At 42.8% G+C, this 20448-nt stretch carries 24 protein-coding genes; 9 read left to right on the top strand and 15 right to left on the bottom strand.

The window, feature by feature from the left end; all coding sequences use genetic code 11:
* Positions 1-18 precede the first annotated feature (18 nt).
* Together RBB12_RS06360 and RBB12_RS06355 are read left to right on the top strand one after the other, a co-directional pair.
* Positions 19-546 carry an RNA polymerase sigma factor gene (locus RBB12_RS06360; protein ID WP_179384048.1) on the top strand — a complete coding sequence of 176 codons (528 nt, stop codon included), beginning with the start codon at positions 19-21 and terminating at the stop codon, positions 544-546.
* Positions 547-548: 2 nt separating this feature from the next.
* Positions 549-1346: an anti-sigma factor gene (locus RBB12_RS06355; RefSeq protein ID WP_306013468.1), complete on the top strand. Its 798-nt coding sequence runs from the start codon at positions 549-551 to the stop codon at positions 1344-1346.
* A 75-nt stretch (positions 1347-1421) separates the two neighbouring features.
* On the opposite strand, the gene RBB12_RS06350 is transcribed toward RBB12_RS06355, so the two are convergent.
* Entirely contained in the window at positions 1422-2069 is a 648-nt protein-coding gene (locus RBB12_RS06350) for an OmpW/AlkL family protein (RefSeq protein WP_179384049.1), read from the bottom strand.
* 134 nt (positions 2070-2203) lie between these two features.
* Complete coding sequence (locus RBB12_RS06345) at positions 2204-3184, bottom strand: CorA family divalent cation transporter (protein WP_306013217.1); 981 nt, start codon at positions 3182-3184, stop codon at positions 2204-2206.
* 71 nt (positions 3185-3255) lie between these two features.
* Between RBB12_RS06345 and RBB12_RS06340 the strand changes: the two genes are divergently transcribed.
* Positions 3256-3795, top strand: a complete 540-nt coding sequence (locus tag RBB12_RS06340) for a mechanosensitive ion channel family protein (RefSeq protein WP_179384051.1) — start codon at positions 3256-3258, stop codon at positions 3793-3795.
* A 92-nt stretch (positions 3796-3887) separates the two neighbouring features.
* On the opposite strand, the gene RBB12_RS06335 is transcribed toward RBB12_RS06340, so the two are convergent.
* From RBB12_RS06335 to RBB12_RS06325, 3 genes are all read right to left on the bottom strand, one after another.
* Positions 3888-5177 carry a tetratricopeptide repeat protein gene (locus tag RBB12_RS06335; protein ID WP_306013218.1) on the bottom strand — a complete coding sequence of 430 codons (1290 nt, stop codon included), beginning with the start codon at positions 5175-5177 and terminating at the stop codon, positions 3888-3890.
* A 66-nt stretch (positions 5178-5243) separates the two neighbouring features.
* Entirely contained in the window at positions 5244-5978 is a 735-nt protein-coding gene (locus RBB12_RS06330) for a DUF4331 family protein (protein ID WP_306013219.1), read from the bottom strand.
* Positions 5979-5997: 19 nt separating this feature from the next.
* Positions 5998-6690, bottom strand: coding sequence for a DUF4331 family protein (locus RBB12_RS06325; RefSeq protein ID WP_179384054.1), 693 nt, complete (start codon positions 6688-6690; stop codon positions 5998-6000).
* Positions 6691-6857: 167 nt separating this feature from the next.
* Here RBB12_RS06325 and RBB12_RS06320 point away from each other — a divergent pair, with 167 nt between their 5' ends.
* Positions 6858-8048, top strand: a complete 1191-nt coding sequence (locus RBB12_RS06320) for an LETM1-related biofilm-associated protein (RefSeq protein ID WP_306013220.1) — start codon at positions 6858-6860, stop codon at positions 8046-8048.
* A 91-nt stretch (positions 8049-8139) separates the two neighbouring features.
* On the opposite strand, the gene RBB12_RS06315 is transcribed toward RBB12_RS06320, so the two are convergent.
* The 7 genes from RBB12_RS06315 to RBB12_RS06285 form a co-directional block, all read right to left on the bottom strand.
* Positions 8140-8895 carry a LytR/AlgR family response regulator transcription factor gene (locus RBB12_RS06315; RefSeq protein ID WP_306013221.1) on the bottom strand — a complete coding sequence of 252 codons (756 nt, stop codon included), beginning with the start codon at positions 8893-8895 and terminating at the stop codon, positions 8140-8142.
* A 79-nt stretch (positions 8896-8974) separates the two neighbouring features.
* Positions 8975-9307, bottom strand: a complete 333-nt coding sequence (locus tag RBB12_RS06310) for a 2TM domain-containing protein (RefSeq protein ID WP_293282122.1) — start codon at positions 9305-9307, stop codon at positions 8975-8977.
* A 4-nt stretch (positions 9308-9311) separates the two neighbouring features.
* On the bottom strand, positions 9312-9617 hold the full coding sequence (locus tag RBB12_RS06305; RefSeq protein WP_306013222.1) for a 2TM domain-containing protein: 306 nt from the start codon (positions 9615-9617) through the stop codon (positions 9312-9314).
* Between the two features lie 2 nt (positions 9618-9619).
* Positions 9620-9922, bottom strand: coding sequence for a 2TM domain-containing protein (locus tag RBB12_RS06300; RefSeq protein ID WP_257023967.1), 303 nt, complete (start codon positions 9920-9922; stop codon positions 9620-9622).
* A 44-nt stretch (positions 9923-9966) separates the two neighbouring features.
* Entirely contained in the window at positions 9967-10245 is a 279-nt protein-coding gene (locus RBB12_RS06295) for a 2TM domain-containing protein (RefSeq protein WP_306013223.1), read from the bottom strand.
* Between the two features lie 276 nt (positions 10246-10521).
* Positions 10522-11850 carry a 2TM domain-containing protein gene (locus RBB12_RS06290; RefSeq protein ID WP_306013224.1) on the bottom strand — a complete coding sequence of 443 codons (1329 nt, stop codon included), beginning with the start codon at positions 11848-11850 and terminating at the stop codon, positions 10522-10524.
* Positions 11851-11856: 6 nt separating this feature from the next.
* A complete protein-coding gene (locus RBB12_RS06285) occupies positions 11857-12480 on the bottom strand; it encodes a hypothetical protein (protein ID WP_306013225.1) in 624 nt (207 codons plus the stop codon).
* Positions 12481-12631: 151 nt separating this feature from the next.
* Between RBB12_RS06285 and RBB12_RS06280 the strand changes: the two genes are divergently transcribed.
* On the top strand, positions 12632-13243 hold the full coding sequence (locus RBB12_RS06280) for an FMN-binding negative transcriptional regulator (RefSeq protein ID WP_306013226.1): 612 nt from the start codon (positions 12632-12634) through the stop codon (positions 13241-13243).
* A 4-nt stretch (positions 13244-13247) separates the two neighbouring features.
* On the opposite strand, the gene RBB12_RS06275 is transcribed toward RBB12_RS06280, so the two are convergent.
* Positions 13248-15035: a PorP/SprF family type IX secretion system membrane protein gene (locus RBB12_RS06275; protein ID WP_306013227.1), complete on the bottom strand. Its 1788-nt coding sequence runs from the start codon at positions 15033-15035 to the stop codon at positions 13248-13250.
* Positions 15036-15310: 275 nt separating this feature from the next.
* Here RBB12_RS06275 and RBB12_RS06270 point away from each other — a divergent pair, with 275 nt between their 5' ends.
* Positions 15311-15784 carry a GNAT family N-acetyltransferase gene (locus RBB12_RS06270; protein WP_306013228.1) on the top strand — a complete coding sequence of 158 codons (474 nt, stop codon included), beginning with the start codon at positions 15311-15313 and terminating at the stop codon, positions 15782-15784.
* A 120-nt stretch (positions 15785-15904) separates the two neighbouring features.
* Entirely contained in the window at positions 15905-16327 is a 423-nt protein-coding gene (locus RBB12_RS06265) for a DoxX family protein (protein WP_179384066.1), read from the top strand.
* Between the two features lies 1 nt (position 16328).
* Here RBB12_RS06265 and RBB12_RS06260 read toward each other — a convergent pair whose 3' ends face one another.
* A complete protein-coding gene (locus tag RBB12_RS06260; protein ID WP_306013229.1) occupies positions 16329-18494 on the bottom strand; it encodes a TonB-dependent receptor in 2166 nt (721 codons plus the stop codon).
* 212 nt (positions 18495-18706) lie between these two features.
* Here RBB12_RS06260 and RBB12_RS06255 point away from each other — a divergent pair, with 212 nt between their 5' ends.
* Together RBB12_RS06255 and RBB12_RS06250 are read left to right on the top strand one after the other, a co-directional pair.
* Positions 18707-19126: a DUF2141 domain-containing protein gene (locus tag RBB12_RS06255; protein ID WP_306013230.1), complete on the top strand. Its 420-nt coding sequence runs from the start codon at positions 18707-18709 to the stop codon at positions 19124-19126.
* 138 nt (positions 19127-19264) lie between these two features.
* Positions 19265-20206, top strand: coding sequence for a LysR substrate-binding domain-containing protein (locus RBB12_RS06250; RefSeq protein ID WP_179384069.1), 942 nt, complete (start codon positions 19265-19267; stop codon positions 20204-20206).
* Between the two features lie 34 nt (positions 20207-20240).
* On the opposite strand, the gene RBB12_RS06245 is transcribed toward RBB12_RS06250, so the two are convergent.
* Positions 20241-20438, bottom strand: a complete 198-nt coding sequence (locus RBB12_RS06245) for a hypothetical protein (protein ID WP_179384070.1) — start codon at positions 20436-20438, stop codon at positions 20241-20243.
* Between the last annotated feature and the right edge of the window lie 10 nt (positions 20439-20448).

The raw sequence follows: 20448 nt of genomic DNA, 5'->3' as shown, positions 1-20448 counted from the left end.
ATATATTTAGCCACTTCAATGAACTTGGACAACCTCATACAACAATTTCAAAAAAAGGATAGTGCTGCCTTTGAAACCTTGTACCATATGTATGCGGAAAATATCTGTGGTGTAATTAATGTGATCGTGAAGGATGCGGAGCGCTCCCAAGAGCTCTGCCAGGATGTTTTTGTGAAGGTCTGGGAAAAATCGGACCAGTACGATGCTTCCAAGGGACGGTTTTTTACCTGGATATTGAACATCGCAAGGAATGCCGCCATCGACGAAGTGCGTTCAAAAAGCCATAAAAACCAAAAAAAGAACCTTCCTGTTGATTCTCTCGTAGGTATTTTTGAAAACAGCGAAGATCTGAACAGTAAAATGGACACTATCGGACTTCAGTCTCTCCTAAAAGGATTGAAGGAAAAGTGTATTTTGCTGATCGATATGCTTTATTTTAAGGGCTACACCCAAAAAGAAGCCGCCAAAGAGCTGAATACGCCAATTGGCACGATAAAAACAAGAATAAGAAGCTGTATTTCGAGCATTAGAAAAAATATGGCATGAGCATGGATGTGAAAGAATACATAGCATCTGGAATTTTGGAACTCTACGTAGCTGGAGCCTTGTCACCTGAAGAGAATCTTGAGGTGCAGCACTATGCCCTTCAATATCCCGAAATACAAAAAGAAATCGAGGCAATCGAAAATGCTATTCTAGAGCTAACGGAAGCCGCTTCGCCCAAAATGCCCGAGAACGGTTTTGCCAAGATAAAAGCAGAAATAAACGATGTTATTCCATTTACCCCAGAAGCTTCCGAAAGTAGCGGAACTCCTTGGGGCAGCTATTTGGGCTGGGCAGCATCGGTATTATTGGCCATAGGTCTGTTCTGGTTATACACGGAAAACAACAAGCTCAAGAACCAAATAGAGCTTACCAACCAAGAAAAGCAAAGCTTGGAAGATATCTTATCCGATACCCAAGCGGAAATCACTTTAAAGGAAATGCTGCTGCAGGAAATCAGGGATAAAGATGTTTCCGTAATCGCCCTTGGTGGGCAAACCATCTCTCCTTCTTCCTATGCAAAAGCTTATTGGAACAAGGAAGAACAGAAAGTTATTATCGATGCCCAAGGGCTTCCCGAACCTCCTGAGGGATTCACCTACCAAGTTTGGTCCTTAAAATTGGACCCACTTACCCCCACCAGTCTAGGGTTGTTGGATGATTTTGCATCACAGGACAATAAACTCTTCACCTTAGAAAATGCCAACGAATCCGAAGCCTTTGGTATCACCTTGGAACCAGAGGGAGGAAGCGAAACACCAACCTTGGAACAATTGTACACCTTAGGTGCCGTTGGTGCGTAAACAAAAAAAGAAGGCAGCCCAGTTTTACCTGAACCACCTTCAAAACTTAGATTACCTAAAAAAAACAATCGAATATTAAAGTTTAATACCCACGCCAAATCCGAAGATCCATGGGTTGATGTCCACATCTGCGTCTACGGTGGCACCCAAAGCGGTGGTTGCGTTTACGGTTGCTGTGGTATTCAAGAACAGCTTTTTAACATCAAAATTCAAAAACCATTTATCGTTGAGCATATAATCAAACCCGCTTTGTAATGCAAAGCCAACAGCCGTATCGTATTCAATGTCGTCCACAACAGGTCCTTCATCAACTCCATAAAAAAGGGTGAGGTTGACCCCTGCTCCAACGTAAGGGACAAAATTGCCTCCGGTAAAGTGGTATTGACCGGTTAGCGTAGGTGGCAATAACCATACACTTCCCAAATCAATTTCCCCGGCAGCGGTTTCCACGGCTTTAACATCGTGTTTGGCCGTACCCAAAATCAATTCCATGGACCAGTTTTCATTAAAAAAATAAGTAATGTCCAACTCGGGAACCACGGCAGTGGAAATATCAACATCGCCACCAATGGCTTCAATATCGGCACTCTCATCTGGAGAAATTACAATTCCCCTCAACCTGAACTGCCATGTGCCACCATTATCTGCTGGAGCATCTTGAGCCATTGCGAAATTGGAGAGTCCCAAGAGGGCCACTACCGCTACAAGTAATTTTTTTCTCATCGTGTGTTATTTTATATTGATGGAACAAAACTACCGTGCGGACTTTTCGGAGAATATGATGTTTATCATTGGAAAACATCCGAAAATATACAACCTAATGGAAATATGCGATAAGCATATTGGAAATCAACACATTAAAACCATTTTTTTCTTTTGAAAATGATGATGGAAATGATGGTGACCACAAACATGAGGCCCAAAAGAATAAAATAACCATTTTTCCATTGCAGTTCGGGCATATACTCAAAGTTCATCCCATAAATGCCCGCCAAAAAAGTTAAGGGAATAAACACCACGGAAAATATGGTCAGGGTTTTCATCACCTCGTTCAGTCGATGGCCCTGAACGCTAAAAAATAGGTTGATCTGGCTTTCCAGTTCCATAATGTCGGAATCAATATCGGTGATCAAACCATTGATTTGCTCCCGCAATTCACTAAAGTATTTGGTTTGGAATCCTTTAATTTCCACTCTTTCCAATCGGATGATGATATCCCGCAGACCATGGGAAGCTTTTTTAAACTCTTGGATCAATGCTTTTTTCTGTTCCACTTCAAACATAAACTCCGGAGTGGGCTCCCGCTTTACAAGGGCTTCCAAGGCATTCTCCATAACTACCGTATCTTCATATTTTTCCTTGTAATTGGTAATCAGGGTTTCCAAAATAAAGAACAAAAGGTAATCGGCCTTCTTTTTTCGAATGATGCCCTTGTTCTCAAAGATTCGCTGACGTATCCAATCAAAATGGTCGCCCCACATTTCTTGGATGCACCAATTAAAGTCTTTGGAAACCACAAAATACATCTGTTCGGACTCCATGCTATCGTGTTCCGTTTTCAGGATTCGGGCGGCAATAAACAATTGGTCTTCGAGAACGATGACCTTGTTTCCCATCTTTTGGTTCAGCAATAAGCGCAACAGGAAATCATCCAGCCCATTTTCGTTGACCATCTGCCTGAATTCATCCATATACTCCAAACCATAGGTGTTCACCCAAGTAATGGATTTATCGCCCTTGGAAAGCTGCATATCCTCTAGTAGGGAGAACTTTCGGTTATAGTAATTGTCCGGTGAGTAATTGATCACCCATGAATTTTCTTCAAAATCTGTGTTCATGGTAGTTATGATATGATGGGTTTATTTGTAGTTTAGCTCTATAAGTTAAACCAAATTTACTAAGAACCATCATGATTGAAGCGATGCCCTACAAAACGGAGATTTTGTTCACCATTATTCTTTTGAGTATACTGATTTTGCTCAATTCCTTGAGCAAAAGAGCCATTAGAAGGTTTGGCAGATCTAGTTCGATTGATATGAACAGCAGGAAAATCATATTTTACCTGAGCAATTTGCTCTTCTACCTACTTGCCTTCATCGGTATTTCGTTGATTTGGGGTGTCAACATGAAAGATTTTTCGGTGTTTATCTCTTCTGTATTGGCCATTTTGGGCGTTGGTTTTGTGGCCCAGTGGTCCATCCTATCCAATTTAACGGCAAGTGTGATCCTTTTCTTTAACCATCCACTTCGGTTAGGGGACCGAATCCGCGTTATGGACAAGGATTTTGATTGGACTGGAAAGGTGGAGGATATTAGCGGGTTTTACCTTTTTATGCGGACGGATGATGGAAAACAAATCACTATTCCTACCAACTTGGTCATTCAAAAAGGCATCGAAATCCTGCATGAAGATGTGGCTGAACCCAAGCAACCAGTTCCTGAAGAATAAAAAACGCCACGGCAAAATGCCGTGGCGCACCTAAAAACAACAACCAAGCCGAGATCGTATCGATCTGCAACCTTGCTCTTAACAGGGGAAAACTAAAGACTGGCTATCTGGGCTTCTTTTATGGGACCGAGCTCGTATGCCGCTTCCATCAATTCCTGTTTTAGTTCTCTTACTTTTTCCATCTTACCATTTGCTTTGTAGATTTCAGCAGCTTGATGAAGGATAGCAGGCTCAAAAGTGGCACCCATTACATGCTTTTCAATAAGTTCCAGAGCTTTTTTGTTTTCTCCAAGATGCAACAAACTGTAGGCCAACCATCCGTACGATTCTGGCGTAGGCCTGTTGTTCACCTCTTCCTGAGCAAGTTTATAGGCTTTTTGCTCCACATCCATCTCCAACAAAAAATCTACATTGTAGGCATTGTACATATCGCCATATTGAGGATTGTTTCCCACTATCTTGTAATAATCGTCCAACGCTTGTACCCGCAGCATGTCGTTCCCCATAAAGTCGGCAATCTCAGCTTTCAGTAAATAGTATTCAGGGGATTGGTTCTTTTGCATGATGGAATCTAAAATCCGAAGGGCTTCTTTACCATTTCTTTCATGTGAGTAAACAATCCATGCTATGCCTTTTTTTGCGTACGCATTTTGGGGATCGATATTCAACGCGCGAAGATAAAGGTTGTAGGACTCCTCAATTCTGCCAGCGTGACCGTAGAAGTCGGCCAAATTGGTATAAGACCACAACCGTAATCCTTTGTTTTTAGAAGACTCTGCTTTAGCCATGGCCTTTTCCATAAAGTTGATAGCGGTATCCAGATCTCCTTTGTGGTCGTTCCATTTGGCCACTCTGATCAGGTAACCAAAATCGGACATGTTCTGGATGCTATCCAAATATTGGTTGGCAAGGTCATAATTTCCCAATTCCATATGAAGGTCAAATAGCAAGCTCTGGGTCTCCTTTACCCCACTGCCAAACTTCCGGGCCTTCTCGGCTAAATCCAAAGCTTCCCTAAACCGGTGCTGTGAGATATAGTTTCTGGCCAAGGCCCTTAGATATCCAGCTTTGCCAATGGCGGCAATTTCCACTGCCTTTTTTAAGGATTGTTCAGCATCCTTTAAATACTGAATATTACCGGTTCCACTAAAAAATCGGTTGTATTCACCTGCCACATTCCCCAAACTGAGCAATTGCAAGCTATCCGATTTGATTTTGTTGTCCCAAAGCTGAAAATACTTTGAAGTGGCTTTAACCGGTTGGGCGGCCAAAAATTGATTATAATCCTGGCTGTCGGTTTTAAATTCAGTTTCCTTTTGCTGACACGATACCAAGAACAGTAGCATCAACATAAAAATGGTATAAAATTTTGTTGCTTTCATCTTGTTGTTGTTTTATTAAAAAAGGGAGAGGAAAGAACTTTCCCCTCCCCTTCCTTTTCATAGCAATTATTCAGGTGCTCCCAAATAGGGGAATGTAGTCGATATACTAGCTGTTAGGCCAACACCGTCCGATGTCAGTCTTGGCAAATCGGCCATACCGTCATCATCCAAATCTTGTCCACTAAAGCGGTCGCCTTGCATTCCTCCAAAGAATAAGATCAAGGAAACGTCAATAATGTCGTCGTTGGGATGTCTACCGGTAAGGGCTACCTCGTCTCCGTCCGGCACCAACACGTTGCCATCATTGTCAAGGTCTGTTCCGGGATTAAAATAGGTCGTGGGCAAATCTGGAGCAACCTCCAAAACATCTGCTGATAAAACGGTGGTCAACGTTGCCGCGTCCAATCCCAAAATATTGTTTTCGTAGTCCACATCGGCGGGATCCAATCCTAATTTTAGGGCATACACATCGTGGTATTGCTCCAATCTCGCCTGAAACCCAGCTTGGAAGGCTGCGGTCATCTCAGAAGGGACCGTAGTGTTGTGGGCATCCTTTACGCTTGGTTCGCCTTCCATATCAAAACTTAAGGTGGTATTGATTCCTGGACGGCCAATGTGGTCCACCTGCGCAAATGTTCCGGTAAAATCAACGCCCATCATATCATCATCGTCCATCATCATATCATCATCCATCATCATGTCGTCGTCCATGTAGGTTCCATTGTCATCGTTATTACAGCCGATAACTAGGCCAAAGCTCAGCAAAAGTGCCGTTACATATAAAGATTGTCTTAGTTTCATAATACAGTTTTAAAGTTTCTTATTGTTTTCTATTTGTGGTCACCCATGTTTTGTACACGGAAAGTCCCAGTGCATTGGTTGCCGTTGGCGTCCCTAGCATACTATTGGGGATTTCCACTACAATGGACATGGTATTGGCACCGTCGAAGGTGTCGGCGGCTTCTTCCGGGGGTAAAAATCCACCTGGAGCCGAATCCAATTCTGGAGAAATAACTGCGTTGAATTGGAAAAAGTCGAAAAAGAAAGGGTCTTGTCTCGGTCCTGCAAAAAGGGAAACCCCATCTGAGGTAGTTTCTACAATCGCAGTGTTCGAAGAAATTTCCACGTCTCCCAATGCGGCATCGGTATACACTTCACTGTTCAATCCGGTTTGAGAGGGTGCCGTGGGACCGAAAAAATACATTCTGCCATCACGTGCAATGGCCTGAATGACCTGATCTTCCACAAGGTCCCCATCCAAATCAATATTGATTTCAGTCAGTACATCCTCATCGAATGTGCCGTAAGCCAAGTCGGGTAATACATTGGATTGCAAGTCCACCACAAACACGGTGTTGTCAGAACCTTCGCTGGGTTCAAAAGCATAAAAATCGGCAATATCCGCACTGGTTCCTGCCGATGAAGGTGCGTCAATATGGTCTGCAGACACCAAAATGGTTGCTGCGATGACCAATACACCAAATCCTAATAGGTATTTCGTTGTTTTTTTCATGTTACTTGTTTTTTTAAGTTTCGTTCACCCCTACCTACGGAACCTTGTAAAGGGTGGTTTGGTTTTGAAATGTTAAAATTGTCTTAACTGAATTTTAGCAATGACATTCCTTTACCATAAACCAAAGTCGTAGAAATTGTTTTACTTTGACCTCTTAATTCAGTTACATGAACCCTTCTGCCTCAGGATGGATCAACAAGTTTGGTCACCTCGTAGATCAAGAGTCTTCCTACTTTGACGACTTTGAAAGCCTGTATCGGGAACTCAAGGCAAATGGTTTTATCTATGGCGTACACTTAAACATTCCGTCCTTTATTCCTGTGGAGCATACCCTAAGTGAGGATGAGATTGCCAAGATCAACTTGTTGACCGCTTTGTATTTCACCTACACTTTTGAGGTAGGAAAAACGGATTTTGAAGCCTTTGTAAACAAGGTTTTTGAATATTACCAATCCCTGAACGTTAGTCGGATTTCCTTTTTGAACAAAATTTTGACCGGTTCCAAGACCGAATCACAATTGGAAAAACTGATTGACTCCCGGATCTATTTGAGCGACAATACTTTTAGCAGGGCCCTGGGAAATAGTTTGACCAATTCGTTGCTCTATGTCGATATCCTAATCTTTATTGTCTACCTGAAAGGCGAAAAGGATATGATGGAACATGCCCAACTTTTGGAGTACGTCACCATCAATATTGTGTACCACGCACTCAATTCCAAACAGACCCACGAATCGGATGCGCGATTGATCCAGGTGTTGGGTTCGTCATTAACTTATGTGGACCTGGACAAAGCAAAATTTGAGGGGGAATATGCTGATCTATTGAACCAAAATTTCAGCAAAAACGAGAAGGATTATTTTTTGGATATGGCCTGTTTGACCATATGGGAAGATAAGGCTTTGGACTATACCGAAACGGATTACATTTTTGGTTTGGGAAGGGACCTTGGCAAGTCGAAAAAAGAGGTCGATTTTGAGCTTCGGTTTGTGGAAAATTTCTTTGAACAGAACAAGGAAAAAGTTGCGTATTTGAGCAACAAAAATTTGGCCGTTCAATTCTATGATGGCATGTCCAAAAATGTGAGCAAACTGATTTTGAGAAACAGTAAAAGACTCAAAAAAGAATTGGCCCAAAGTCGTGAACTTGTGTCCCTTTTATCCAAATCCACCGTAAAGGATTTGAATGCCGAAGAAAAGAAAAAAGTACAGAACCAGTTATTGGATATTTTTAAGAGCATACCCTCATTGGCCATTTTTATGTTGCCCGGGGGAGCCATTCTTTTGCCCATTTTTATTAAATTGATTCCGAAACTGCTCCCTTCCGCATTTGATGACAACCGCGTGGAGGACAACTAGCCCTTTTTAACCAAAAAAGCCACTATAAGAAAAATTTATAGTGACTTTTTAATTTTTATTAAACAATTGTAATCCAAAATCTTAATTTGGATTATTCCAACCATAACTTAAAATCCTTTACCCGTTCCCTACTAACGATGATTTCGTGTTCATCAAAGCGTTTCATTTTAATCTGGAGCCTTGAATTGGTGTATGAAATGATGTCGCCTATGTGATTGATGTTCACATAAAACTTACGGCTCACCCTGAAAAATGTTTGGGGCTCCAACTCCTCCTCCAACTGTTCCAATGTAGTGTCGAGCAAATAATTTCTTCCGTCCGAAGTGGCGGCGTAAGTACCCTTATTTTCACTATAAAAACATTCCACATCATCGGCGTTTATAATTTTTAAATGCTGCCCCACCCGAGCTGTAAATCGTTTTTTGTATTCCCGTTCCAAGGGGTTTACCAAAAGGTTTTTGATGTCATTAAAATCGATGGGGATCTTTTGATTTTCGGGCTTAAAATTCCGGTACTTTTTTACGGCACTTTCCAGCTCTTCCTCATCAATCGGTTTTAGCAAATAATCGATGCTGTTCAGCTTGAATGCTTGCAGTGCATATTCGTCATAAGCCGTGGTAAAAATGATGGCACTTTTCACCTCTATTTCATCAAAAATTTCAAAGGAAAGTCCATCCGATAATTGAATGTCCAAAAAGATGAGATCGGGATGTGGGTTGTCTTGGAACCAAGCAATGGATTCCTCAACCGAATGCAGCATGGTGGACACCTCAATTTCGAGCTCCGAAAGCAATCTGGACAATCGTCGTGCCGCTGGTTTTTCGTCTTCAATGATCAGGACATTCATGGTGGTTATTTGTAGTTGCTTTTATGGTTAATCAGGTTCATCTAAAAATAGGAAAGGTCAGCTTCCCATGGTTAAATTCTTATTTGTACTTATCAACATGGTCCCTATCCTCATCGATATATTTTTGTATCTGACGCTCTTCCCACTTTTTGAAAAATGAGAATTTGTGACGAAGCACAATAATGGTGTGTACAAGCAAGATCGCTCCCCAAATCAAAATATTTGCATTGATCCAATCATAAAAGTAGGCTTCTTTTGGGAAGGCTTCTGGTAAAAACGAGTTGAGCACTCCCCATTTAAGCAATACCAATATACCATTAACGACCACAAAAATGGCGATATGGCGATAGTAGCCCTTTAGTTCCTTGACACGTTTCTCCGCAGCTTCCCGAGCAAAATTCCTATCTGTCATGGCCTTACTTAAATTTCTTCATTTCTTCCTTGTCCTCTTCCATATACTTTTTGATCTGTCGTTCTTCCCAGTTTTTTCCCAAAAGGGGATTGAATTCAAAGGTTTTGGAAGCATGGAAGAACAACCCAATGCCCCACGCAAACAAGGTGATAAAATGTTCCCATCTCCAAAAATCATCCGTTCTTAGAAAGATGTTGATCAAGATAAATGTGTTTATCACGATATAAATGGCCAAGTGGATGTAAAATCCCTTGAGTTCGTCGACCCTTTTTTTGGCCCTATTGTATTTTTCAGTGTTAAAGTTTTCCATGATTATTTCCATTTATCGTTCTGTTCTTCATTGCGCATAATCTCCTCGATCTTGCGCTTCTCCCATTGTTTTCCAAAAAATGGGTTCAGGTCGAATGTTTTTATGGCGTGAAAAAGAACACCTATCCCCCAGCCAAAAGCGGCCCATAAAAACCACATATAGCCAAATCCGTTGGTAAAATAATTGATAAGTGCCAAACCGGATATGACCAGAACATAGGAAGTCAAGTTCCCATAGAAACTTTTTAGCTCGTCCACGCGCTCCCGGGCCCTGATATATTTGTTCTCTTTATTCGTTGTATCCATGGTGTTGCTATTAGGGGTGATGTTATAGTTAAAAGTACTCATTCTTAAAATTCTTTGTCGTTCATAAACTCCTGAATCTTAAGCTCTTCCCATTCCTTGCCAAAAAGGGGATTGAATCCGTAAGCGGACATGCCGTGACCTAACAGTCCAAGTCCCCACCCTACGGCAGGAAAAATGATCCAAGGGAAAGTGGTAGTCCTGTAATTGAGATACCCCAACAACGGGATCACGATTAGGTAAGCGGTCAGATTGTAATAAAAGGATTTGATACACTCCACCCTTTCTTTGGCTTTGGCATATCTAAGTTCTGTTGAATTTTCCATGACTGTTCGTTTTTATTTGATTACATCCCAAAATTCGGCATACCCAAGCGCAAAAAGAAAAACGAGTTTCTGAACTGTTATTTTATAGGGATGAGTTGTAGGTAAGAAGGTGAAGGGTGAAGGGTGAAGGGTGAAGGGTTAAGGGTTAAGGGTTAAGGGTTAAGGGTCAAGGGTCAAGGGTCAAGGGTCAAGGGTCAAGGGTCAAGGGTCAAGGGTGAAGGGTGAAGACCGGGATTTCAATCTAAATCAGGGGGTGCTCGATTCCAGTCTCCAATATTAGAAATCGTCCTTATCCATTAATTCCTTGATCTTGCGCTCCTCCCAGCGCTTGCCCCAAAGAGGGTTGTAGCCAAAAGCGGCCATCCCATGGGCGGTTAACCCAAATCCCCATCCAATCGTGGGGAAAAAGGCCCAAAGAAACTCAGTGGTCCGCAAATTGAGCCACCACAGAAAAGGAATCACAATGCAATAGGCCATAAGGTTCCCATAAAAGTCTTTAATGGCCTGAACACGCTCCCTGGCCTTTGCATACCGTTTTTCCTCAATATAGTTCTCCTGCGTTTCCATCACCGTGTATTTTTGGGTGAGTATGGGCAGCGATACGCTAAAATCCTTGGTGGTTTTGTTGATGACCATTTCACGGTCCGTTAAAATACGGTAGCGCTGCTTGATGTTCTGCAATCCCACTCCACTGCTTTTCTTGACTACCTGCTTTTCCTGAAGATTATTACTGACCACCAACATACCCTTGTCCTCATACACCTTGATATGTAATGGTCTGGACGAGGTCACTACATTGTGCTTCACCGCATTTTCCAACAATAATTGCAAGGAGAGCGGCACAATTTTGGCCTCGGGCACAGAGCATTGGTCGGGAATGTCAAAAATGATACTGTCCTCAAATCGCATTTTCAGCAGGCGCACATAAGTACGGGCAAACTTGAGCTCTTCATCCACCGTAACCAAATCCTTGTTCTTCTGCTCCAGTACATAGCGATACACCTTGGAAAGTGAAGTAGTGAAATTCTGGGCCTGATGCGGGTCTTCGTCAATTAAACTGGTCAGTACGTTCAGGCTATTGAACAAAAAATGGGGATCTAATTGATTTTTAAGGGCATCAAATCGGGCCGATGCCGAACCGGCAATAATCTTCTGCTCCTTTACCTGTCGTTCCTTGTAATATTTGTAATAATAGGCTGCATAGAACATTAGTGCCACGGCCATAGAAATAATAAAGGAACTCACATAGAACTCAGATCGTTCCTCTGCCAAGAACTGTGCAAAAGATCGTTGATTGATCAGTACGATGAGCACAAACCTCGATAGCACAATACCCACAATGGAGGCAACTATGTTACCCAAAATCCCGTAGGCGATATACTTTTTGGTAAACAGCTCCTTATCGTACTTGCGCATCAAAAGAATAAAAGAAGCCGCATTCAGCATGTAAATGATCGTGGAAAAGATCATGCTTTCCCAAAACTCCACCCATAGCTCTTGGTAGGTGAGCTCCCAACCCTTGATAAAGAAAATAATGAGGAACACTATAAAAATAGCGATCCCCACTAAAAATGCTTTTAAAAGTTCTCTGACAAAGAGTTTCATACGTTTCTATTTACCACAGTTCTCCAGGACTTCTTTGGCCCTTTCCTCTCCCCATGTAGGGTAAAACGGTGTTTCGGAATTAAAGGTAGCAAAAAGTTCCAAGGCCCTTTCCACATCCTTGCAATAGGGAGCGGTATCCTTGCCAAAATAACGGGCCGAACCCATGTCCCATTCCGCTTTGGAAAGAATGACCCTTGGGTTTTTTGGGGCGATCTCCAAAGCTTTTTGGTACAACTGGGCATTTTTTGGGGAAAGGGTCATACCATAGGTTGCACCATCAAAAGCGATCCAAGCGGTATTAATAAGCGCTTCCTGAATCAACAGTTCCGGATTGTTTGGCGATATGGCCTTGGCGACATCTAAAAATTCCTTGGCCTTTTCCAATTGACTGCTCAGTTTGGCTTCGTCCGTTTCCCCAAAAGAAATCAAGGTGTTGATTTGCGACACATAATAATAGGGCAACCATTTATCAGGCTCCGCGGTTGCGATGCGCTCAAAAAGATGCGAGGCTTCCATCATTTTTTGGTCTTCCCACAAGGCAAAGGCCTTTTCCATGCCTTTGGAATATCGGTCTTGGGCATTTGCGAAGGATACGGCCAAAAATACTGTGGCCAACAATAGTTTTTTCATGACTGTTCTTTTTTGATGCTACAAAGATGAATTCACCCGTGTGCCTACCAAAAGAAGTTTTACCGAACTGTAAAGATTCAAGGATGAACCGTAATCCATACCATGTTTAATGTATAATTTAGCCTTATCATCAATTATTGAATCCATCCCTATGTACATTCCACCACATTACCAAAATCACAATAGCGAAGAAGTCAAGGAATTTATCAAACAAAATAGTTTTGGTATTCTCATCAATGTCATGGAAAACAAACCTTGGGGCACCCATATTCCCTTGGAACTGGAGCAGGATGAGCATGGAAACGATGTTTTGGTCGGGCATATAGCCAAAGCCAACCCGCAATGGAAGTATTTTAAGGACGAAAGTGAAGTCCTTTGTATTTTCAACGGTCCACATGCCTATGTGTCCTCCTCGTGGTACAAGGAAGAAGAGGTGCCCACTTGGAATTACGTTGCCGTGCATGTGTATGGTACGCTAAGGGTATTGACCCAGGAAGAAACCATGACCTCGATGTATCGATTGGTGGACAAATACGAGAAAAACTCCAAAAATCCCATCTCCTTGGATGATATGTCTCCACAAACGCTTCGCCAAGTAAAAGGTGTGGTCGGTTTCGAGATACGCATATCCGACATTCAGGCCACTTACAAACTTTCACAGACCCGCGCAGCGGACCATGCAACCATCATATCGGAGCTAAAGGAACGCCCCGACTCGGGGAGCCAGGGCGTTGCGTCTTTGATGCAAAACAACAAAGAGTAAAGGTTCATTCAATATCTTGGAAAATGGCGTCTGCCCAATTGGCATACCTTGAATTTTCCACGTGCATGATCCATATTTCATCTTGGTATTTTCCTTTCATTTTGGATTGATAGGCCTGATAAGCCAGTTCATTCTCTTCAAATTTGGCCAAATACACGTAGTTGAGCCCGTTTTCGGGGTTCTTGAAATATTGCGCCTCCAACCCTTGGCGCTTTAATTCTTCCATAAAGTTTTTAAGGTAGGTCTCGTTCTTGAAGACATTGGCCACAATGTAGTGTCCTTGTCCCACACCTTCCAAACTGATGTATTTTTCAATTGGTTTAAAGGCACCTCCATGGAAAGTCCCTTCTTCTTTCGGTGTAGTGGCAGTACCAGCCTTTTTGGTGTTCTGGGCCAAAGCGGTATTCATGGAGTTTTCAATGGAATTGTACACCGAGTCCAATTGCTGGCTATCCACCGTATATAACTTTTGTGCCTTGGCTTTGATATCGGGAATGTCATCGCCGTTGTGGCGTTTTACCAATCGCATCACCATTTCAAAGCGTTTTTCCATATCCTGTTCCCTACTCTGCTTCATGGAATCCATTTTGTAGAGTAAGTCGTCGATTACGGCATAGCTATCCTCTTGCTCTTGCTGTAGTTGGGCTATACGCTCCTCCCAATAGGCTCTATCTTCTTGGTTTGTAGGTCTCAAGGTAGTCTTTGCATCCAGCTTACTGTTCGTTTCGGTTTTCTTCGTTTCTTCACCAGCATCGGCCACGGTAGTATTTTCCAACTTTTTCTCCTCATCTTCGTTGGAAACCATAAAGGTGTTCTTGGACAAATTGGGCACAAAGGAATAGGCAATCGAAATTTCATGCGTGACCCCTAAATTGGCAATACTGTTGTTTAGGCTCTTCTCAAAATTATAGCCAAAGGACAATCTTTGGTTCAAATTGAAGCCTGTTCCGGCAGAAGCGCCATAGAATTGATCGTATCCACCCTGAATCCAACCCAATTTGGGGAGGTCAAAAATGACACCCCCTCCAAAAATCGCGTCCTCACCGCCCTCAAACCGAACACGTGCCAAAGGCATTAAACGGGCATCTTCAAAAATCCCGTTGCCATTTTCCAGTTCCTTTACGTATTGAATATGACCCGAAAAGGTTTTCTGGTTGAAGTTGGTCAAAGATTCACCTGACCTTAAATTGAAATCCACCAGATTTTGGGCAAAGACGCCAAAATCAAAACTTCCTATGCTCAAATTTAGTCCGGGCTGAAAGGACAGAATGGAACTTTCGCTTGCCTCATTGAGTACGGGGTCGTCCTCCAAGGCAACGGCCCTGCTGGGGTCAAAGCTACTGACATAATAGGGAATGTTGACTCCAAACGTTAGGCTACTCTCTTCTCCCAATCGGATACCGTGGGAATAGTTGGCCATCAAACCTAGATTGGAAATGACACCTTCTCTCTGGTTATAAAGGCTAAAGCCTAGGCCAACCCTATCGCTCAATCTACCGCTATAACTCAAAAAGTAATTCTGGCGGTTGTTATCGAAATCAGCACCCTGGCTTCGATGAAAAAAATTGATGTACGATTTATCCTCCCGAATCGATGAAAACGTAGGATTGATCAAAAACCTATTAAACTTCAACAGGTTTTGAAACGGGACATCGTAACTTACATAGGGGTTGTTTTCTTCCTGTGCCTGAATGGGAAGGCCAAGAAAAAGAACGATCAAGAACGCATAAAGGTAGCGTTCAACTTGGGACGGGAATGCAGTTTGGGGAAACTGGGGTAGTTTTATCTCCATAGCCGATTGGAATTTGTAGGTTAAGGTGCCTGATGGGAACAGGCGCATCTATTTTTAAGTTTTTCATTTGCAAGATTTGGGACCCTGTAAGAAATTTACCACTAAATTATAATGTAAAACTAAATATTTTCTCGACCAACCGGTAATTTTTTCGTTGAACGGCATGCCTAATTGACGGATAAGGTGTTTGGATCCATAGAAATAAGGTTTCAATGGATCAATGCGATTTTAATTAGATCTATTTTTGAGCACAAAACCTCTGGAAATCTCCCAAAATGAACACAATTGTCAGCATAACCCCCTATTCGGATGCCTATCAAGACGCATTTAGACAACTCAACGAGGAATGGATCGTAAAATATTTTGAGTTGGAAGAGATGGATAAGCGAGCACTGAACCATCCCAAAGAATATATTCTGGACAAAGGAGGTTATATTGCCGTAGCACTATGGGAGGGCGTGGCCGTTGGCGTCTGTGCCCTGATTCCCTGCCCCCATGAAGGTTACGATTTTGAGCTCTCCAAAATGGGAGTATCCCCAAAAGCACAGGGAAAGGGCATTGGAAAGCTGTTAGGGGAACATATCATCGCCAAAGCAAAGGAATTGGGAGCTAAAAAACTGTTTTTGGAAAGCAACCGAAAACTGGGCCCTGCCCTATCCCTTTACAAAAAGCTGGGCTTTCGCGAAATGGCCCAAATTGCTTCGCCTTATAGTAGGAGTGATATTCAAATGGAGCTTAACATCAACTGAACCCTACCCATTTAGCAGGGGAAGTTGTACAAATCCCCGCCAAAAGAAAGGTTTAATCGTTTTTCCTGTCATATATCACTAAAAATGAGTACCTTATAAAGACACTTTAAACTTTTCGCCATGGGTCTCATTAAAAAGCTCAATAAATGGGCAAATGCCCATACCTATCTCCTACTCGACCTTGTTCGGGTCTTGCTGGGCGTTGTCTTTTTCGTAAAAGGCATCGAATTCATGAACAATTACCAAGAGATGGAACGGCTCGCAAGTCCTTTTCAGGAGTGGCCGGGCGGTATGATTTTTCTACATTATTTAATTCCGGCCCACTTTGTAGGGGGATTACTGATTGTTGTGGGATTGCTTACGCGTTGGGCGGCCATTGCACAATTGCCTATCCTATTGGGGGCCATCCTCACCAATTTTTTGGGCCAGATGGACACCAATAACCTTATGCTGGCCATTATTGTACTGCTGACCACGCTCTTTTTTGCGGTGTACGGTTCGGGAAAACATTCGGTAGACTATTACTTGAAAATGCAGCAGTGACCTATAAATTATCCAGTTGATTGCTTTTTCCATCGGTACTGATGGTCCAGAAAAACCCAACGAAGAAAAAACTGTCCGCTGGCGGAGTAATGGCCCTCCTATCAAAAACCCCATCAGAATTAGGTGTATTCGCGTACTGATAGTTACTGATATTATTGGTACCCAATACATTGTTCACCGAAAAGTAGAGTATTTTTTGTTGGTCGATCAAATAGGCCCAGTTGAAGCTCAAATTGTTGAATGGCCTTGTACGTTCCCCCATAAAATCAGCGGTATTGGGGTTGTCATAAGGCCTACCGGTAGCATAGGCGTATGAAAAACCAATTTGTGACCTCAAATCGTTTACCCAATATTTGGTAACCAACGAAAAGTTGTGTTTGGGGGCAAAATTGGGAGTGGCCTGTTCCGGAAAGTTCCTATACTGTCTTTCCGTATCCAAATAGGAATACGATGCCCAATAATCCAAGTTTTTGATGCTCTTACTATCTCTCCAAAACACATCGATTCCTTGCGCATAGCCACCCCCTGCATTGGTATAGACGGAATTGAACTGTGGCATTTCAGTATTGAATTGAACCAACCCATCATAATCCTTATAATAAGCTTCGGCCCTAAAAGTTTTACCATTGTTGATATATTGATAGTTCAAGATATAATGGGTCGCCCTCTCCATGCCCACTTCCGCATCAAACTTCACCACCTCGGTGAGCGGTCGCTGGTAGAAATCACCGTAAGCCAAGGAAAACTGCCCATTTTCCCATGGTTTGTAGGCCAATGATGCCCTCGGGGATAACTGAAACTCATCCAATAGGCTCGTCTGCTCGGCCCGAACACCCAACTTCATCGCAAATTGATGGGACAAAAAGATGTCGGACTCCGCAAAAGCGGCCCAAAGACCGTCCACAAAACCATTTTCAAACCGATTGTTGGATGCATCCTCGAAGGTTTCGTCGTAATCGGTATGGAAATACTCCGCCCCAAAACTCAAATCGAACCGATTGCTAAAGTTTTTTCTAGCTTTCAACTTCAGGTGAGAGGAGGCTTCCTTGGTATCGACCTGATTTTCCATAATGCCGATATCGTTGGTGTCCCAAGCAATGGAAGCTCCGGAGATAAGGCTCCAATCATTCTCAAAATAGTACTTGTACGACGCATTGAAGTACAAATTGTTGTTCTTTAACTGGAACCGCACAAAGTCATCAAAATTGATGTCCTCTTGCTCTATATCCAAGTTGGCATGGTTAAAACCAGTATAAAGCTTGAACATACTTTTTTCGCCCTTGCTCCTAAACACAGTCTCACCGGAAATGGATTCATACGGACTTATCCAGCGCACACCTTGGGTGGAGGGAATCAATTCTTCATAAGGAGAAAGGTTTATATAATTAATGTTAAGGCTCAGCGATTGTTCTTCGTTCCATATTTTGGTATGTCCGATACCACCTCCTACGCTCATAATGGAAATATCCGTCTGCTCCTGAACCGGAACATCCGTGGTATTCAATAATAGTACACTGGACAGGGCCTGACCATACTCAGCGGAATACCCCCCTGTACTAAAAGAGATACCCTTGAACAAAAAAGGTGAAAACCTACCCCGGGTCGGGGTGTTGTTGGCAGTGGCATTAAAGGGTTGAAAAACACGGAGCCCATCGATAAAGACTTGGGTTTCATCGGCGGTACCTCCTCGAACGAACAAGCGGCCGTCCTCGTTCACCGTTGTGGTTCCTGGCAAGGTCTGCAATGCTGCCACAAAGTCCCCAGCAGCACCGGCCGTGGTCACAATGTCCAAAGGCTTCAATACCGACGCCTTGGAATTGTCCCCAGCTTCAAAGGTTCCAGCGGTCAAGGTGACCCCATCCAACGAATTAAAGGACTCCAACAACTTAACTTCCATATCGGTGAAAAAGGAGATATCTCCAGCCTCATAATGCGTTTCGTAGGATAACATGGAAACCACCAAGGTTTGCATTCCTTCTTCGGCGGTTTCAAAGGTGAATTTCCCTTGGGCGTCGGAGGAGGCACCATCATAGGTACCCTCCAAATAAATGTTGGCTCCCTCGATAGGATTGTTCTTGGTATCCGTTACCCTTCCTGAAATAGTATGCTGCGCGAGCACCGTTCCAGAACTAAATAGGATAAGGATGATATAAATGGTATTTTTCATGACTGTTCGTTTTGTTTGATGGGACAAAAATGCCTCGGTGTTTTCAGCCAAACCAAAACCAAATACCCAGTTGTCGTTTTTTACAACTGAATTGACATGCCATTTTTCCGTTGCAGTTCACTCCAAAAATTCCACATTTCAGTCAACTTGAATTTGATGTGGCAAGCACATGTAGCAATTTTGGGGCATACAAATCATCAAAAACAAATCGTATGAAAACTGTAACACTAGCTTTAAGTTTTTTCTTGGTAAGTATGATCGCCATTGCGCAAGACAACAATGGTGTGGATATTACCGTAACCATCGACAATGTACAGAGCAATGAAGGTCAAGTACTTTTGGGACTGCACACCGCCGAAACTTTTATGAAAGGTCCGGGAATACAAAATCTGCAAAGCGACATTGAAGATGGAAAAGTGACCATGACCTTTACCAATGTTGCTCCTGGTACATATGCCATAATGGCTCTACACGATGCCAACGGAAACAAGCGCATGGATTATGAGCCAAACGGAATGCCCAAAGAAAGCTATGGAATGTCCGGTAACGACATGACGATGGGTCCGCCGAACTTCAACAGCGCCCAATTCCAGGTCGCTAATGAGAATTTGGATCTCAATATCCGGTTCTAATAAAAGTAACCAAACATTAATCGAAGGCCTGCCATAGTGCAGGCTTTTGTTTTAGGGCCACTGTCATTCACGATTCCAGATTTTCTATAGATTAGACTGATGGTTTTTCATACTTTTATGTCCTAAACTTATTATTGGATGACCATTACCCAGCTACAATATGTCTTGGCCGTAGCGGAGCACAAGAATTTCACCTTGGCCGCAGAGAAAAGTTTTGTGACGCAGCCTACCTTGAGCATGCAGGTTCAAAAGTTGGAGGACGAACTCGATGTTCTCATTTTTGACCGAAGCAAAAAGCCCATCACCATTACGGAAGTCGGAAAAAAAATCGTGGCACAGGCCAAAAATATTGTTGCAGAAGCAGAACGCATCAAAGACATCGTAGATCAAGACAAAGGTTACATCGGTGGGGACTACACCCTGGGCATCATTCCAACGGTAATGCCCACCCTGCTCCCCATGTTTTTGAACGCTTTCATCAAAAAATATCCAAAGGTCAACCTTATTATCAAGGAGCAATCTACCCAAACCATGATCAAAAACATCTTGGACGGCCATTTGGATGCAGGGATTGCGGCTACCCCCCTAGAAATTGAATTTATTAAGGAACGTCCCCTTTATTATGAGCCTTTTGTGGGCTATGTGCCCAAAAACCACCGTTTGGCTTCCGAAGAGTTGTTGACCACCGAGCACTTGGACGTAAGCGATGTGCTTTTACTTCAAGATGGCCATTGTTTTCGTGAAGGGGTGATTAACCTTTGTAAGGCATCCCAGAACCTACGTGGCGAACATTTTAAGATAGAAAGCGGCAGTTTTGAAACTTTGGTAAGCTTAGCCGATGAGGGCATGGGCATGACCCTGCTTCCCTATCTGAACACGCTGCATTTGGACAAGGAAAAAAGGGTGAACTTAAAAACCTTCAAAAATCCGGTACCCGCTAGGGAAATAAGTATGATCTACCACAAGAGCGAGCTTAAAATACAGATTACGGATGCACTCCGGGAAGTCATTTCGAGCATTGTTCGGGGCGCCATTGCCTTTCAGGATGTGAAGATCATCAGCCCTTTGGCCAAAAATTAAAAGAGCCGCTTTTCAGCGGCTCTTCAGTTCGTGTTTAAGTTTTCAATAGTAATAACGTTGATCGCAATTCTGGTTTGTCCACAATATAAAATTGCAACCAGATTTTTAGCTCTTCCACTTCATTGGGCAATAGTCTCGTAATTGCCTTTTGAAGTTCCCTAGCAAAAAGTTTAGCATCAAAACTCACCTTTTGCAGGACAGTTTTGGTGTATTCCAACATAGCTCTAGGCATAATAATTTGA

Origin of the sequence: Allomuricauda sp. MMSF_3307 (assembly GCF_030733585.1) — a bacterium.
Lineage (GTDB): Bacteria > Bacteroidota > Bacteroidia > Flavobacteriales > Flavobacteriaceae > Flagellimonas.
The sequence above is the reverse complement of the archived record's forward strand: the minus strand, read 5'-3'. Positions and strand labels throughout refer to the sequence as shown.